Raw genomic sequence first — 15,390 nt, 5'->3', positions numbered from 1 at the left:
ATTATTCCAAATCAGATCAAGGAGTGGTTCACAATGTATCGTCCGCAAATCGAAATGGGAAAACCTTTATATTCCGGAATTCATACGTTTATGCATCTTCCGCACGTGCAGACGCTGGAGAAGGTCGATTATGCCGTGATCGGCGTACCGTTCGACACCGGTGTAAGCTATGCGATCGGAGCGCGCTTCGGCCCGTCCTCCATCCGTACGATGTCGCAGCGGATTCGTCCGATCTCGCCGGTGCACAAGATCGACACCTCCGAATATTTGTCTGGCATCGATTATGGCGATTTGCGGGTATATCCCGGTTATATCGAGCAGTCGTACAAGATTATCGAGGAGCAGCTGACGCCGGTGTTTGAAGCGGGCATTGTGCCGATTATGCTGGGCGGCGATCATTCGATTTCGCTGCCTCACTTGCGGGCTGCGGCCAAGAAGTACGGTCCGGTCTGCCTCGTTCACTTCGACTCGCACTCCGATACGGGAAGAGCGCAGGACCCGGCGCGGATGTGGTCGCACGGCTGCGTCTTCAGCTACGCAGTGGACGAAGGACTGATCGATGCGGAGCATTCGATCCAGATGGGGATGCGGGGCAGCACGTTTAAGCCGAACGGCCTGGACGAGGCGCGGGCAATGGGCTTCGAGGTGCTGACCACCGACGATGTCCGCGAGCTGACGATTGAGGAGCTGTGCGCCAAAGTGAAGAGCAAGGTCGGTGACCGGCCGGTGTTCCTCACCTTCGACATCGACTTCCTTGACCCGACGTATGCGCCGGGCACCGGCACGCCGGAGGTCGGCGGCTTTACAACATACGAGGCGCAGCGCATGCTCCGGGGGCTGGCGGGCATCAACTTCATCGGCTTCGATCTGGTCGAAGTGCTGCCGGACCGCGACCCGAGCCATATTACCGCGCTGCATGCCGCCAACATCGCCTTTGAATTTGTGTGCCTGCTCGCCGTGAAGCGGCGCATGGACGGTACGCCGTCCAAAGGGCTGGCGGTACCTGCAGGAACGATTCGATAATTACGCTAGGGGGTCGGGAACATGAGGGGAATCTACAGAAAACTTACCGCCGTTACACTGATCGGCGCATTATTCGTCGCCGGGTGCAGCGCCTCGGGGCCGAAGGAATCGGCTCCGGCTAGCGCGAGCCAACTGACCGTCGGGATCACGAATCCCCCGTTGATGTTCAATCCGATCGATGCCGACGGCAGCGGTTCGAGCGGCGCCGTGTTCACGTACCGGTATTTCTTCGACTCGCTCGTCAAGACAGTCGGTCCGCTGGAGTACAAGATGATGCTGGCGGAGTCGTTCAAAACTTCCGACAATCAAACGTTCAGCATCGCCATTCATCCGAAGGCGAACTGGACCGACGGCAAGCCGGTTACCGCACAGGACGTGGAATTTACGTTGGATTTGATTGCCAATCCGAAGACGGTTACGACGATGCGCAGCGCGATATTCGCCTTGGCGGGTCTGAATGAGAAGGGGATGCTGCCGGAGGGCGAAACAAAGCTCAGCTCGGTGAAGGTTACCGATGACAAGCATCTGGAGATCAAGACAAGCAAGCCGGTCGATCCGAATCTGATCTACGAGCGATTCTCCGATATTCTGATCGTTCCCAAGCATGTGCTGGAGCAGGTCGAGCCGGCACAGCTGAACCAGCAGTCGTTCTGGAGAAACCCGAACGTCACCTCGGGCGCGTATAAATTCGTCAAATACGAGAACAAATCATACGTCGAGCTTGCCGCGAACGAATCGTACTATCGCGGAGCGCCGAAAATTCAAAAAGTATTTATTAAAGTGATGCCGGCCGCCAACATCGTTGCCCAGCTGCAGTCCGGCGAACTGGATATGAACGCGGCCCAAGGAACCGGCAATATTCCGGCTTCGGAATGGAAGACGGTCAAGACGTTTGCGAATTTGCGTACGGAAGAGCAGCCGACCCGGCGATACAATTCCGTAGAAATCAATACGGAGCGGTTCCCGGACAAACGGGTCCGGCAGGCGCTCGCCTACGCCATCGACCGCAAAATGATCGTGGACCAGCTTATGCCGAGCGCCGGTGAGCTGCAGGACGGGCCTTATTCGAACTCGCATCCGTATCACGATAAAAATGTGAAGAGCTACGGATACGAGCCCGAGAAAGCGAAGCAGCTGCTCAAGGAAGCCGGCTTCGACATGAATAAGACGATCGAGCTGATCGTGCCGACCGGCGACAAAACCCGCGAGATGGCGGGCAATATTATTCAGCAAAACTTCCAGGCGATCGGGCTGAAGGTTAAGCAGGTCAATTTCGATTTTCCGACGACCGTGTCCAGACTGGTCAAGGGCGATTTCGATCTGGCGCTCAGCAGCTTCGGCAGCATTATGGACCCTGACGGCCCGGCGAATGTGTACCGTTCCACGGCGGCGCTGAACGACATGCGCTTCAAGAACAAGCGCGTCGACGAGCTGTTCAACCTGGGCATGAACGAGACGGATAAGGATAAGCGGTTCAAAATTTATTCCGAGCTGCAAGGCATTATTCAGGAGGAAGTGCCGCTCATCACAATCTTCTCGGAATACAATCTGATCGCCCTTAACAAAAGTGTGGACGGAAAAGGCGGCGTCATGGACGGCATGCATTACGATGTGAACGCGTGGGCTCGAAAATAACACAGTAAGGGAGGACACCGCGATGAACAATCTTCTGGAAGTGCGGCATCTGAAAACGTCCTACCGGACGGAACAGGGAGAGGTCACGCCGGTCGACGACGTCAGCTTTACGCTGAAGGAGGGAGAGACGCTCTGCATCGTCGGCGAATCGGGCTGCGGCAAAAGCGTAACCTCGCTGTCGATTTTGCGGCTGCTCGGACGCAACGGCTTTTTGAAGCACGGCTCGATCGTCTTTCAGGGCAAAGACCTTGCGTCTTTGTCCGACCGCGAGCTGAACGCTTACAGGGGAAAGGACATCGCCATGGTGTTCCAGGACCCGATGTCTTCGCTCAATCCCGTATACACGATCGGCAATCAGCTGACGGAGCCGATCCGGCTCCACCTGGGTTTGGGACGGAGGGAAGCGCGGAACCATGCGGTCCGCCTGCTCAAGGAGGTCGGTTTCCCGCGGGCGGAGGCGGTCATGGATCAGTACCCGCATACGCTGTCCGGGGGCATGAAGCAGCGCGTCATGATCGCCATGGCGCTTGCCTGCCATCCGAAGCTGCTCGTAGCGGATGAACCGACAACGGCGCTGGACGTGACGATTCAGGCGCAAATTCTTGATTTGATGAAAAGCATCCGCAGCGAGCACGGCACCTCCATCATGCTGATTACCCATGATCTCGGCGTTGTGGCCGAAATGGCGGATCGCGTCATGGTTATGTACGCCGGTCAGGTCGTAGAGGAAGCGGACGTGCAGGAGCTGTTCGACCGGCCGCTGCATCCGTATACGGCCGGGCTGATGCGGTCCATCCCGCATCTCGAAATCGAGGATGAGGTGCTGCAGTCTATCCCGGGCGCTGTGCCTTCGCTCAAGGATATGCCGGCAGGCTGCCGGTATCAAGCCCGGTGCCCGCTAGTGTCCGAACGCTGCATGACAGCCCCGCCGCTCAAGGAATCCGGCAAAGGCCATAAGGTTCGCTGCTGGGTCGCCGAGGAAGCGAGCGCTTAAAAACAGATTCACCGCATGAACGCCAATTCGGAAGGAAGAGGGGATGACTGATGCTGACGACGAAGATCGACGAGACGCCGAGCTTGAAGCCGTTGCTCCAGCTGGAAGGGATCAAAAAGTATTACCCGATCAAGAAAGGCGTATTTTCCCGGACGGTCGGGCACATCAAAGCGGTCGACGGGATCGACCTGAACGTATATCCCGGCGAAACCGTCGGTCTTGTCGGCGAATCCGGCTGCGGCAAATCGACGCTCGGGCGAAGCATTATGAAGCTCGAGGAATTGACCGAGGGCAGCGTCATGTTTCAGGGCAGGGACTTGGCGCAGCTTCCCCCGTCGCAAATGCGATCGATGCGCAGCGAGCTGCAGATGATTTTCCAGGACCCGTATTCTTCGCTCAATCCCCGCAAGCGCATTGTCGAGCTGTTGACCGAGCCGCTGAAGGTGCTGTCGGGAATGGACGATGCAGAAGCGGTCAAGCATGCGTCGGAGCTAATGCACATCGTCGGGTTGTCGCCGCAGAGCCTCGGCAAATATCCGCATGAATTTTCCGGGGGGCAGCGTCAGCGGATCGGCATAGCCCGTGCGGTCGGCTTGCGCCCGAGATTGATTGTATGCGACGAGCCGGTATCGGCGCTGGACGTCTCGATCCAGGCGCAAATCCTGAACTTGCTCAAAGAGCTGCAGCGCTCGTTCCGGTTGACTTATTTGTTCATCGGCCACGGCCTCGGTTCGGTCAAATATATGAGTGACCGCATTGCTGTCATGTACTTAGGCAAAATTGTCGAGCTCGCGCCAACCAAGCGGTTGTTCGCCATGCCGCAGCATCCGTACACGAAAGCGCTGCTGGAGGCGTACCCCGTACCGAATCCCCGACTGCGAATTACGGAGCGCACCGTTCTTGCAGGCGATGTGCCGAGTCCGGCTTCTCCGCCGTCCGGCTGCCGGTTCCACACGCGGTGCCCGCTGGCGCAGCCGGTATGCCGGGAGCGGGAGCCGGTTTTAAGCGGAGGCGAGCACCTCGTCGCCTGCCATTTCCCGCTTGCCGGGGACACGCCGCAGCCGATGGGAGGGATTGCCTGTGGTTAATTACATCATTCGCCGATTGTTGATCGCGATCCCTGTGCTGCTTGGGGTGACCTTCTTAAACTTCATTCTGATTAATCTCACCCCGGGCGATCCCGTCGACATGTACGTGAATCCGGACGTGTCCGAGGCTGATAAACAAATCCGGCGGGAGGCCCTCGGTCTGAACGATCCGTTTATGATCCGTTACGTGAAGTGGCTGGCGAATTTGGCGCATGGCGACCTCGGCCATTCGTTCAGCTCCTTCCAGCCGGTCGTACAGCTGATCGGGGAACGACTAGTGCCGACGTTCATCTTGATGAGCTGCGCCATTGTGTTCGGCTACTTGATTGCGATTCCGATTGGCATTTACTGCGCGGTGAAGGCAAATTCCAAATTCGATTATTTCATGTCCGCCGGTTCGTTTCTTGGCGTATCGGTTCCGAGCTTCTTTCTCGGACTCGGCTTGATTTACGTATTCGGCGTCATGCTCGGCATCCTGCCGACCGGAGGGATGAATACGGTGGGCAGCGACGGCGGCTTCTGGGATCAGGCGAAGCATCTGGTGCTGCCGACGGTGACGCTTGGCACTTCGATCGCCGGAGGCATGGTCCGCTATGTCCGCTCCAGCGTGCTGGAAGTGCTGAATCAGGATTACTTGCGGACGGCCCGCGCCAAAGGGGTGCGCGAGTTTTTCGTCGTCAACAAGCATGCGCTCAAGAACGCGCTGATCCCCGTCATCACAATCGCCGGTCTCGACATTCCGATTTTGATCGGCGGGGCGGTCATCACGGAAAGTATTTTTCAATGGAACGGGATGGGGCAGCTGACGATTCAAGCGATCTTGTCCCGCGATTTCCCGCTCTTGATGGGCATTAACATGCTGGCGGCGTTGACGGTGCTGACGGCGAATTTGTGGTCGGACGTCATGTATGCCGTCGTCGATCCGCGTATCAAGTACAGCTGAAAATACAAGGAAGGGAGAGTTGCCATATGTCCATGAATATGCACAACGAGATGACCGCTCCGGAAGCGATCCCGTCGCTGCTGTCGTCCAAGGGTGAGAGGTTCGAATCCGACAGCTACGCCAAGATGGTGGCCCGGCGGTTCCTGCAGCACAAGATGGCGGTGGCCGGCCTCGCGTCCTTCGTCCTGCTCGTGCTGATCGGCGTATTCGCGCCGCTCATTGCCCCGTACGACCCGAATGCGATCGGCGGCGCGTTCTCCGCGGCACCGTCGGCGCAGCACTGGCTCGGAACGGATCAGGTGGGACGGGATGTGCTCAGCCGGCTCATCTATGCGACACGCGTTTCTTTGTCGGTAGGGGTGCTGGCGGTTGCGATTTATGTTATAGTGGGTACTGTTATCGGCGCCGTTGCCGGCTATATGGGCGGCTGGGTCGATATGGTCGTTAATCGGGTGATCGACGTCGTCATGTCGTTTCCGACACTCATGGTCATCCTGGTGCTCGTAACCGTGCTCGGCACGGGATTATCCAACATTATTATCGTGCTCGCGCTGCTCGGCTGGCCTCCGGTGGCCCGGCTGGTGAGGGGCAGCGTGCTGTCGCTCAGACAGACCGAATTCGTGAAGGCGGGCGTTGCGCTCGGGCTCAGCACGCCCCGGCTCATCTTCGGCCACATTCTTCCTAACGCGATGGGGCCGATTCTGGTCAACGCCACGTTCGGCGCGGCGGCGGCGATTTTGTCGGAATCGTCGCTCAGCTTCCTCGGCATGGGCGTTCAGCCGCCGACTGCAAGCTGGGGGAATATGCTGAATGCGGCCCAGTCGATTACGGCGCTGACGAGCCAGCCTTGGCTGTGGATCCCGCCGGGTCTTGTCATCATCGTATCGGTGCTGTCGATCAATTTCATCGGCGACGGGATTCGCGATGCCATGGACCCGAAAAAATTGAATGTGTAGGCCATCGTCCTGACGCCAAATCTGATGCAAACTGGTGATTAACGTGAATCGTCTCTCTCTATCTGCTCTCCCGCTGTTTCGCTCCTTGCCCCGCGACGCGCTGTTCTTCCTGGCGGCCAGTTTCGTCAATTCGACCGGTAAAGCGGTCATGTGGCCGCTTACGACGCTGTACGTGCATAACGTGATGGGCAAGTCTTACGGCGAAGCGGGCCTTGTCATTTTGTATCAGGCGCTGTGCGGCATTCTTGGGGAAATTACCGGCGGCAATTTATATTACCGCATCGGCCCCAAACGGATGATTACCGGTTCGTTCTTCGTCTCTTCCTGTGTGATGTTCGCCATCGCGTTCACGCAGCAGTGGCCAATTTACTTGATGCTGGTCTGTCTGCTCGGCTTCGCTAACGGCATCAGTATGCCGTCGATGAACGCTTATGTCGGCTTCCGGTGGAAGGCGCATCGGCGCAAGCTGTACAATGTGATGTACGTATGCAATAACGTCGGCCTGTCGATCGGCGCGATGGTCGGCGGCTTCGTCGCTTCGATCTCATTCTCGCTGACCTATTTGCTAACAGCTTCGTCGACGCTGCTGTTTACTTTGTTTTTGCTCGTGTTTATGAAAGAAGTCGATACGCGGACGGCAGGCGAAGAGGAGGCGGATGGCGGCAACGGTGCGGCCTCGGGAAACGGAAGCCGGCATCCCGTTCATGTGCCAATGAACCGCTGGCAGCTGCTGCGGAATGTGCGGCTGTACTTGTTCGTCTCGGTCGGCTCGATGTTTTTCTGGCTGTCATTCACCCAATGGGCGAACGGGGTAGCGCCTTACATTGACGAGAAGGGGCTGGATCTCAAATATTACAGCTTGCTCTGGACAATCAACGGCATCGTCATTCTGGCCGGACAGCCGTTCACAAGTTGGATTAAACGGCGGTTTGCCAAAGAAATCGTCTGGCAAATGCTCGTCAGCGCGTTGTTTACCGTGACGGCGTTTACGTTTATCTTGTTTTTCCACGATAATTATGCGTATTTGGCGATCGGCATGGTGCTGGCGACACTGGGCGAAATGATGCTGCTGCCCGCAATCCCGACCTTTTTCTCCGAGAAAGCAGGCGTTCATTCTCCGTTCTATATGGGGCTTGCCGGCGGCTTTGCCAATATGGGCCGCATGATCGGCCCGCTCGTGTTCGGGCATGCGTACGACTTGTGGGGGATTTCCTCCGTATTCTTCTTCGGTACGATGGCTTCCCTTGCGGCGCTGCTGATGTTCTACATTCATGCGAATATGAATAAAGATCCCGATCCGGTCTCCAATGCGAAACTGGGCACCTTATCGCAGTAGTTCTATATTTGATCCGAGTTGGCAATAGAAGACAATCTCGAACCCAACATACTTGACACCGCGAATTCAAAAGTCGTATAATTGCCAATAAATTGAATCCGCTGGAAAAAGCTGTTAAGAGAAAGAGTACCTTGGCGACGTCTTTTACAGAGAGCCCCGCTTGGTGAAAAGGGGCAAAGAATACCCTTGGGAACATGGTCTCCGAGCTGCGCACCGAAACCTCATCCGGTTGTAGGCTGCGACGGAACCCGCACCCGTTAACGTGCTAGGGTATCGCGCGATTAGGCGCCGTACCTGAAGAGGTGAATGCCGCAAGGCATGCATGAAATTGGGTGGTAACACGTGAGCGCAAAACTCTCGTCCCTATATTGTTGGGGATGGGAGTTTTTTTGTTGTTGCAACGCTTTTCCAAGCGGTTATTTGATCAAGGAGGCGGTAAGGATGGGATATATTTTTATAGGCGGAGCATGGCCTTACGCGAACGGCTCGCTGCATCTCGGACGGGTGGCGAGCCTGCTGCCGGGCGATGTGCTGGCCCGCTACTTTCGGGCCAAAGGAGATCATGTTCTGTATGTGTCGGGCAGCGATTGTCACGGTACGCCGGTTGCGGTGCAGGCGATTCGCGAGGGGGTGGAGCCGGGGCAGATCGCAGGGCGTTATCACAGCGAATTCGCCGAATGTTTCAGGCAGCTCGGGTTCACATACGATTTGTATACCCGCACCGATCAGGATGTTCATCACCAGGTTGTGCAGGAGCTGTTCGGCGCACTGCTGAGCAACGGCTATTTGTATTCGAAATCGGTGCAGCAGACGTATTGCGAGACGGACGCGCGCTTTTTGCCGGACCGGTATGTGGAAGGAACATGTCCGGTATGCGGGAAGCGGGCGCGAGGCGACCAGTGTGATGACTGCCAGACATTGCTCGATCCGGCGGATTTGCTCGACCGTACATGCGGTATTTGCGGCAGCGTCCCGGTCGAACGGTCGACCGAGCATTATTATTTTGCGCTTTCCCGGCTGCAGGAGGAATTGGCGGCGTATGCTAGCGGGGCCGAGGGCTGGCGGGACAATGCCGTGCAGTTGACGAAGCGCTATCTGGAGGAAGGGCTGCGCGACCGGGCGGCTACGCGCGATTTGTCTTGGGGGGTCGACGTGCCGCTGCCGGGATTCGAGCATAAAAAAATATATGTGTGGATCGAAGCGGTATGCGGCTATTTGTCGGCCAGCAAGCAGTGGGCGGCGGAGACGGGCGGGCAATGGGAGCCGTTTTGGCTGGACGGCGCCGGCGGCAGTGACATAACCGCTTACTATGTGCACGGCAAAGATAACGTGCCATTTCACTCGCTCATCTGGCCTGCGCTGCTGCTTGGTGCCGGCGGCGGTTGGCATCTGCCCGACCGGATCGTCTCCTGCGAATACATGACGCTGGAGGGAAGGAAGTTCTCCACAAGCCGGAACTGGGCGGTGTGGCTGCCGTACATGCTGAGCCGGTACGAACCGGATTCGATCCGCTACTTCTTGATCGCGAACGGCCCGGAGAAGCGGGATACCGATTTCTCGTGGAGGGAATTCATCCACAGCCACAACGGCGAGCTGCTCGGCGCCTTCGGCAATTTCGTAAACCGCACGCTGGCATTTGTCGGCAAATCATTCGAGAGCCGCGTTCCGGCGGGGACGGTGGACGAAGAATGGAAGCGCGTCTTAAGTGAATTGTACGGCAGGGCCGGCGGGCTGATTGAGGGCGGGCATATGAAGGAGGCGCTGGAGCTTATTTTTGCGCATGTGCGGCGGGCCAACAAATTTTTTGACGAGCAAAAGCCGTGGGTACAGGCGAAGCAAGGCCGCGAGGCTTGTGCGAACACGCTGTTCGTATGCGTGCAGATCATTGCCAATCTAGCGCAGCTGCTTCATCCGTTCCTGCCGTTCTCCTGCGATAAAATAAGGTCGTTTCTGTCGCTCGGCGAGCCGGGCTGGCAATGGACGGAAGTTGCTGTCGGCAGCGCCGTTCATAACCTGGAGCTCTTATTCGAGCGGATCGACGCCGGCCGGATTGACGAGGAAACGGAGCGGCTGGAGAAAGAAGGAGAAATTAAACCGTAACAAGGAAGGCAATCGACGAGACTACCGCCGCGTAGTCCTTCACTGCAATAACGGATTATGATAACGCAAGCGATGGAGCTGATTCCGTCGCTTTTTGGCTTTTTCGGCGAACCTGAAACTTAAGCGGCAACACATGAAATTGACAGAGGACGACGGTTGGACGAAACATTTATTTTCTATAATACTGTTTAGGGGATACACCGGTAATATGTTTAAAGGCTTTATAAAATGTTGAATAATCTCCGTATCCGACGGCATGAGCTGCATCTAGTGCGGTCATTCCGGACGTGAGGAGCTCCAGCGCTCTCATAATTCGTTTGTAAGTTATATACTCCATTACGGTAAAACCCGTATTCATTTTAAATATGTGGCATAAGTAAAATTTGTTAACAAAAAACGTCTGCTGCAGCAAATCTAGTGAAATTTTTTCATCCAAATTTTTATTAATGTAATCTAATATAGCGACTATTTTGTGATCATACTTGTGACGATCCACGAGAGAATGATTGTATTTGGAAAAGATTTTATTAATCGTAATGAGCAGTTGGACAAAAAATGCTTTCCTCATGATCTGGCTTTCCGGAGAGGTTTCGAGGGATGTTTGTTCAATTTGCTCCCAAAGTTCATTGATCTTATATTCGAGGACATCATTGGCGGGTATTCTATTAAAATACCCCAGCTTCCTGTTTTCTATATAGTAAAGCATATTATAATCATCCGTTTGAAACGAGGAGATGTACTCCGGCTTGAAGTGTATATACTTTCTTTCATAACGGCACTTGGAGTTAAACACAATTCGATGCAGCTCTCTTGAATTGGTTAAGATCATATCGTTTGGACTAAGTTTGTAAGCCTGACCTTCGATATAATAAGTAAGATCTCCGGAAATATAATAAAACAATTCATAACAGTTGTGGATGTGTGTCTTAATATCATTCGGTGAATCCGTTACCGTATGAGCCAAAGAAAAAGGGTTGCTATTGTAACGCAAGATTTGGTTGTCCATAAATCCACCTCTATATTCATTTTATTGGATGTCCTGAAGTTCTTCAATGTACAAAAAGCAATATTATCAATATATTAAGCAACAAATCCAATGAATAAAAGCTTTGGTTGTTATAAAATTCTAAATACTTAGTGAACAAATGATAGACGCGAGAGGATGGCGGCATATGAGCAAATTTATATTGTCTGCATTTGCGGATGAAATCGATGCGAATTTAGAGACGCAGATGGATGTATTGGATCAGCATGGGATTAAGTTTATTGAAATGAGAGGAGTAGACGGGAAAAATCTTGTACACTACACACTGGACGAAGTCAGAGGGATTAAGAGCCGGATTGATGCAAGGGGATTTAAGCTTTCGGCTGTCGGTTCCCCGATAGGCAAGATCGGCATTAATGATGATTTTGAACTTCACTTGGAGCTGTTCAAGCATACTTTAGAGATCGCCAAAATCATGGATTGTCAGTATATAAGAATGTTTAGCTTCTTTATCCCAAAGGGAGAAGAACCGGAAACATACCGAGATGAAGTAATTGATCGATGGAGGCAGTTTGTAAAGGTAGCGCAAGGAAGCGGAGTGATTCTTCTTCATGAGAATGAAAAAGGGATCTATGGGGATACCCCGGAAAGATGCCAGGATCTCCTTGAAAGCTTGAATTCCAATGATGTTAAAGGGATATTTGACTTTGCAAATTTTGTCCAATGTGATGTGAAAAATTATCCGGATGGCTACGAATTGCTTAAGGGGCATATCGAGTATGTACATATTAAGGATGCGGTTTACAATGGCCATCGCGTGGTGCCGGCCGGAGACGGGGACGGTTGTGTAGAAGAAATTCTAAAAGAATTACATAGCGGCGGCTATGAAGGATTTTTATCACTTGAGCCTCATCTGGGGAAATTTACAGGATTTGCGGAACTGGAGCCCCATTCACCTGGTTATCATTTACCCGAAGGTGGAGCGAGAAGCTTCGCCATTGCTGTCCAGGCGTTAAAAAAAATATTAAACAAAATCGAGAACTAGCTCGGAGGAAATGCTGTGGAAAAAGTGCGTATAGGGATTATTGGCATTGGGGGAATGGGCACGGGGCATGCCAATAATATAATCGCAGGGAAGGTGCCCCATGCGGAGCTTACTGCGGTATATGATATAAGTACGGAGCGATTGGAGTGGGTGAGACAAAACTTTGGCGGCAATGTCAAGCGATTTGATAATGTGGATGCCTTCTTTCACTCCAAAGCTTTTGATGCCGTATTAATCGCTACACGTCATTATGATCACCCCGGATTAGCTATACAATCTTTGAGGTCTGGTTACCATACGCTTATCGAAAAACCCGCGGGAGTTTATACGAAAGCCGTAAGAGAGATGAACGAAGTTGCGTTACAAAGCGATAAGGTATTCGCCATTATGTACAACCAGAGAACAAATCCGGTGTATCGAAAGCTTAAAGATCTCATCGATTCGGGTGAGCTTGGCGAGCTTAAAAGATCGATATGGATTATAACCAATTGGTACCGGCCTCAAAGCTACTATGATGCTGCGGGATGGCGGGCCACCTGGTCCGGAGAAGGAGGCGGCGTGCTGCTCAATCAAGATCCGCATCAACTGGATTTGTGGCAGTGGACCTGTGGAATGCCGAAGAGAGTGCGCGCCTTCATGTCATTTGGAAAGTATCATGATATTGAAGTCGAAGACGATGTAACGGGCTATGTAGAGTATGAAAACGGGGCTACAGGTTTGTTTGTCACCTCGACGGGAGAGGCGCCCGGAACGAATCGATTTGAAATTGCCGGTGATCGCGGAAAAATAGTGGTAGAGGATGACAAATTGACTTTTTGGAGACTGCGTGAGTCAGAAAGGGATTTTAATCGAGATTTTAAAGGCGGTTTTGGAAGTCCTGAGTGCTGGAAATGTGAAATCCCAACTCCGGGTGAAAATACACAGCATACGGGAATCCTGAAGGACTGGGTTGGCGCGATTATACATGGCACCAAGCTAATTGCTCCTGGGATCGAGGGGATTAAAGGCTTGACCCTTTCAAATGCGATGCATTTATCGGCGTGGACGGACAGTTGGGTGGATCTTCCCTTAGATGAAGACTTGTACTATGAAAAGCTCAAAGAAAGGATCGATAAATAACTCTACATTGTAAGACACCTGATCCAATACGGCTTGGATTTTAGAGTTAGAGATCCCTTCGATAATGTTCTCATCATACATTAAGGGAATAATTAATTTATGCCACAAACGTTACTTCATTGAATTGTCGTTGTTATGGTTTTATTAAAAATCAATTAAGCGGCCTTGGTCCTGTATTCAATTGGACTGAGGCCCTTTAGTTTTGTTGCAATCGTTAGTTATTGTAAAAGTGGATGTTGGCCTCGATGTCCCTCTTGAGTTCCTGAAAAGCTTGGTAAGTGTGTAAATGATATAACAATACATTTGTCAGGTGACAAAAACATTATCTCATTAATTTGCCGCGTAAATTGCGGCTTTTGTTTTTTATGGGATCAAGTTCTTGCCAAAACCCAATGGAAAATGGACTCTAAACTTATGTCCTGCGGGGCTTGATTGAACTAGCAATCAGCCTTTTACTGCGGATGGTAGTAGTTAAAACATTATCGCAGTTTGATGGTTGCGAACGACACAGTTCCATTGTTAATTGTTTCATCAATGATTAATGTTGTATTTTGATTTTTATTGATTTTTGTTGATCGATGGAAAAGAGATAAAATGCTGATTGGTGATCGAATCCTACTTAAACATGCAAATTACTTTGAATCGAAAATATAATATTAAAATAAATTAATTAATGACGATAAACATAAATGAATAATAACAAATTAACAACTAAATATTGACAGATGATAGTTTGAGTGCAAATATAATGAATAGAGTCTTATCTTTAACGAATGGTTGCATCATGTGAAGGCATCTAATACGTTTAGCCGCTATCTTATTTTTGAGTATGTCAGGAGGTGAGATTGAGCATAAGAATGTTGATGCTTTGTGGTTGATACATACAAGCCTGTTGCTTGGACTGAGGTAATTGTCGACCCTTTAAGAAAAAAGTCGATAAAATTTTGTCGAAAGAAACGTGAGGAGCGAACTTTCATGATAATTACAGATCGCAATGGGGCAAATCAAAAGGTTCATTGGCAAGCCCATCAAAGCACGAATGCCGAGATGCCTGAGAACACATTGGCGGCCATGCGATATGCTTGGGAGCTTGGCGGCATTCCGGAACTCGATATTAGGCAAACGGCTGATGGTGTTATTATCGGTATGCATGATGCAACGCCGAAGCGAACAACAAACGCACCGGAATCGGAACAGGATCGACTGATTTCGGAATGTACGTTTGCTCAAGTTCAAGAATGGGATGCAGGGATCAAATTCAGTGAACAGTACAGGGGGGAGAAGGTCCCCGCACTTGCACATATCCTCACCGAGTTAGCTCAATACCCTGAGCGTGAACTTTATCTGGATTTCAAAAAGGTTGACTTGGAGAAAATGGCATCGCTCATTAAGGAATATGGAGTAGGGCGACAAATTATTTTTTGCCACTCCAATCATGAGAATTGCAAGACGGTTAAACGGTTAGCGCCCGAGGTGCGTACGATGCAATGGATATCCGATAAAGAGGTTGACTTTAAATTTCAAGAGACGCTTGCAACCGGATTCGACTCCCTTGACATCGTTCAATTTCATTTGGTGGATGCCCCAACGAAAGAAGAATGGAGATATAGGCTGCAGCGTGATTTTTTGCGTGAGGGACTTAAGCATTTGAACGAAGCCGGGTTAGAACTGGAAGTATTGCCATTTCACTTCGATCAGGATTCAATGTTCGAGCTTCTGGATATGGGAATCCGACGATTTGCCGTTGACGAACCGAAAGTGTTTGTTGAAACGATACATCGATATTTCAATGATAAGCAGAATGGGTAGTCATTCCTTCCATGCATTACCGTGTCGTTGGTTAGGCCGTATCCATCATGCGATTAGGACCGTGTAGTAGCCGGTCCTTCGATTGCTTGGGTCCAGCCGTTTTTATATGTCAATTAGTTTACTAAATATTGAATATTATTGTAATAACTTAAAGTATATGGAGAATATTCTGAATAAAAAACGTGTGATCTGCAATTTTTGCTTAGAATCGTGGTATATACGCTTTTTCATGTTAATTGTTTTATAAAAAGATGAATATTAACTAAAATAGATAAAGTATATATCGGTAATCTGAAATATACGAAATGTGAGACTGGCATTAAAAACCGAGGACAGGCTTGCTTAAAGGGGGTGATA

At 51.6% G+C, this 15,390-nt stretch carries 12 protein-coding genes and 1 other annotated feature; of the genes, 11 read left to right on the top strand and 1 reads right to left on the bottom strand.

All coding sequences use genetic code 11. The features are described from left to right. Positions 1-33: 33 nt before the first annotated feature. From speB to metG, 8 genes are all read left to right on the top strand, one after another. Positions 34-1,023, top strand: coding sequence for an agmatinase (gene speB, locus KXG62_RS06435; RefSeq protein WP_218091114.1), 990 nt, complete (start codon positions 34-36; stop codon positions 1,021-1,023). A gap of 21 nt (positions 1,024-1,044) precedes the next feature. Next, entirely contained in the window at positions 1,045-2,658 is a 1,614-nt protein-coding gene (locus KXG62_RS06430; protein ID WP_218091113.1) for an ABC transporter substrate-binding protein, read from the top strand. 22 nt (positions 2,659-2,680) lie between these two features. Further along, a complete protein-coding gene (locus KXG62_RS06425) occupies positions 2,681-3,652 on the top strand; it encodes an ABC transporter ATP-binding protein (RefSeq protein ID WP_218091112.1) in 972 nt (323 codons plus the stop codon). Between the two features lie 50 nt (positions 3,653-3,702). Next, positions 3,703-4,740 (top strand): ABC transporter ATP-binding protein, encoded by a 1,038-nt coding sequence (locus KXG62_RS06420; protein ID WP_218091111.1) that lies wholly within the window; start codon positions 3,703-3,705, stop codon positions 4,738-4,740. After that, positions 4,733-5,683 carry an ABC transporter permease gene (locus KXG62_RS06415; protein ID WP_218091110.1) on the top strand — a complete coding sequence of 317 codons (951 nt, stop codon included), beginning with the start codon at positions 4,733-4,735 and terminating at the stop codon, positions 5,681-5,683. The genes KXG62_RS06420 and KXG62_RS06415 overlap by 8 nt, the downstream gene beginning before the upstream one ends. Before the next feature lie 26 nt (positions 5,684-5,709). Next, positions 5,710-6,639, top strand: coding sequence for an oligopeptide ABC transporter permease (opp4C, locus tag KXG62_RS06410; RefSeq protein ID WP_425517335.1), 930 nt, complete (start codon positions 5,710-5,712; stop codon positions 6,637-6,639). 43 nt (positions 6,640-6,682) lie between these two features. After that, on the top strand, positions 6,683-7,975 hold the full coding sequence (locus KXG62_RS06405) for an MFS transporter (RefSeq protein ID WP_246627319.1): 1,293 nt from the start codon (positions 6,683-6,685) through the stop codon (positions 7,973-7,975). A gap of 104 nt (positions 7,976-8,079) precedes the next feature. Next, positions 8,080-8,343 (top strand) — a binding site (T-box leader). 73 nt (positions 8,344-8,416) lie between these two features. Further along, a complete protein-coding gene (metG, locus tag KXG62_RS06400; protein ID WP_218091109.1) occupies positions 8,417-10,075 on the top strand; it encodes a methionine--tRNA ligase in 1,659 nt (552 codons plus the stop codon). A 169-nt stretch (positions 10,076-10,244) separates the two neighbouring features. Here metG and KXG62_RS06395 read toward each other — a convergent pair whose 3' ends face one another. After that, positions 10,245-11,081 carry a helix-turn-helix domain-containing protein gene (locus KXG62_RS06395; protein WP_218091108.1) on the bottom strand — a complete coding sequence of 279 codons (837 nt, stop codon included), beginning with the start codon at positions 11,079-11,081 and terminating at the stop codon, positions 10,245-10,247. Positions 11,082-11,247: 166 nt separating this feature from the next. Between KXG62_RS06395 and KXG62_RS06390 the strand changes: the two genes are divergently transcribed. The 3 genes from KXG62_RS06390 to KXG62_RS06380 all read left to right on the top strand — a co-directional run bounded on the left by KXG62_RS06390 (position 11,248) and on the right by KXG62_RS06380 (position 15,033). Then, a complete protein-coding gene (locus tag KXG62_RS06390; RefSeq protein ID WP_218091107.1) occupies positions 11,248-12,105 on the top strand; it encodes a sugar phosphate isomerase/epimerase family protein in 858 nt (285 codons plus the stop codon). Positions 12,106-12,120: 15 nt separating this feature from the next. Then, positions 12,121-13,224, top strand: a complete 1,104-nt coding sequence (locus KXG62_RS06385) for a Gfo/Idh/MocA family protein (protein ID WP_218091106.1) — start codon at positions 12,121-12,123, stop codon at positions 13,222-13,224. Positions 13,225-14,199: 975 nt separating this feature from the next. Beyond that, on the top strand, positions 14,200-15,033 hold the full coding sequence (locus KXG62_RS06380) for a glycerophosphodiester phosphodiesterase (RefSeq protein ID WP_218091105.1): 834 nt from the start codon (positions 14,200-14,202) through the stop codon (positions 15,031-15,033). Positions 15,034-15,390: the final 357 nt, after the last annotated feature.

Source organism: Paenibacillus solanacearum (assembly GCF_910593845.1).
Taxonomy (GTDB): domain Bacteria; phylum Bacillota; class Bacilli; order Paenibacillales; family NBRC-103111; genus Paenibacillus_G; species Paenibacillus_G solanacearum.
The sequence above is the reverse complement of the archived record's forward strand: the minus strand, read 5'-3'. Positions and strand labels throughout refer to the sequence as shown.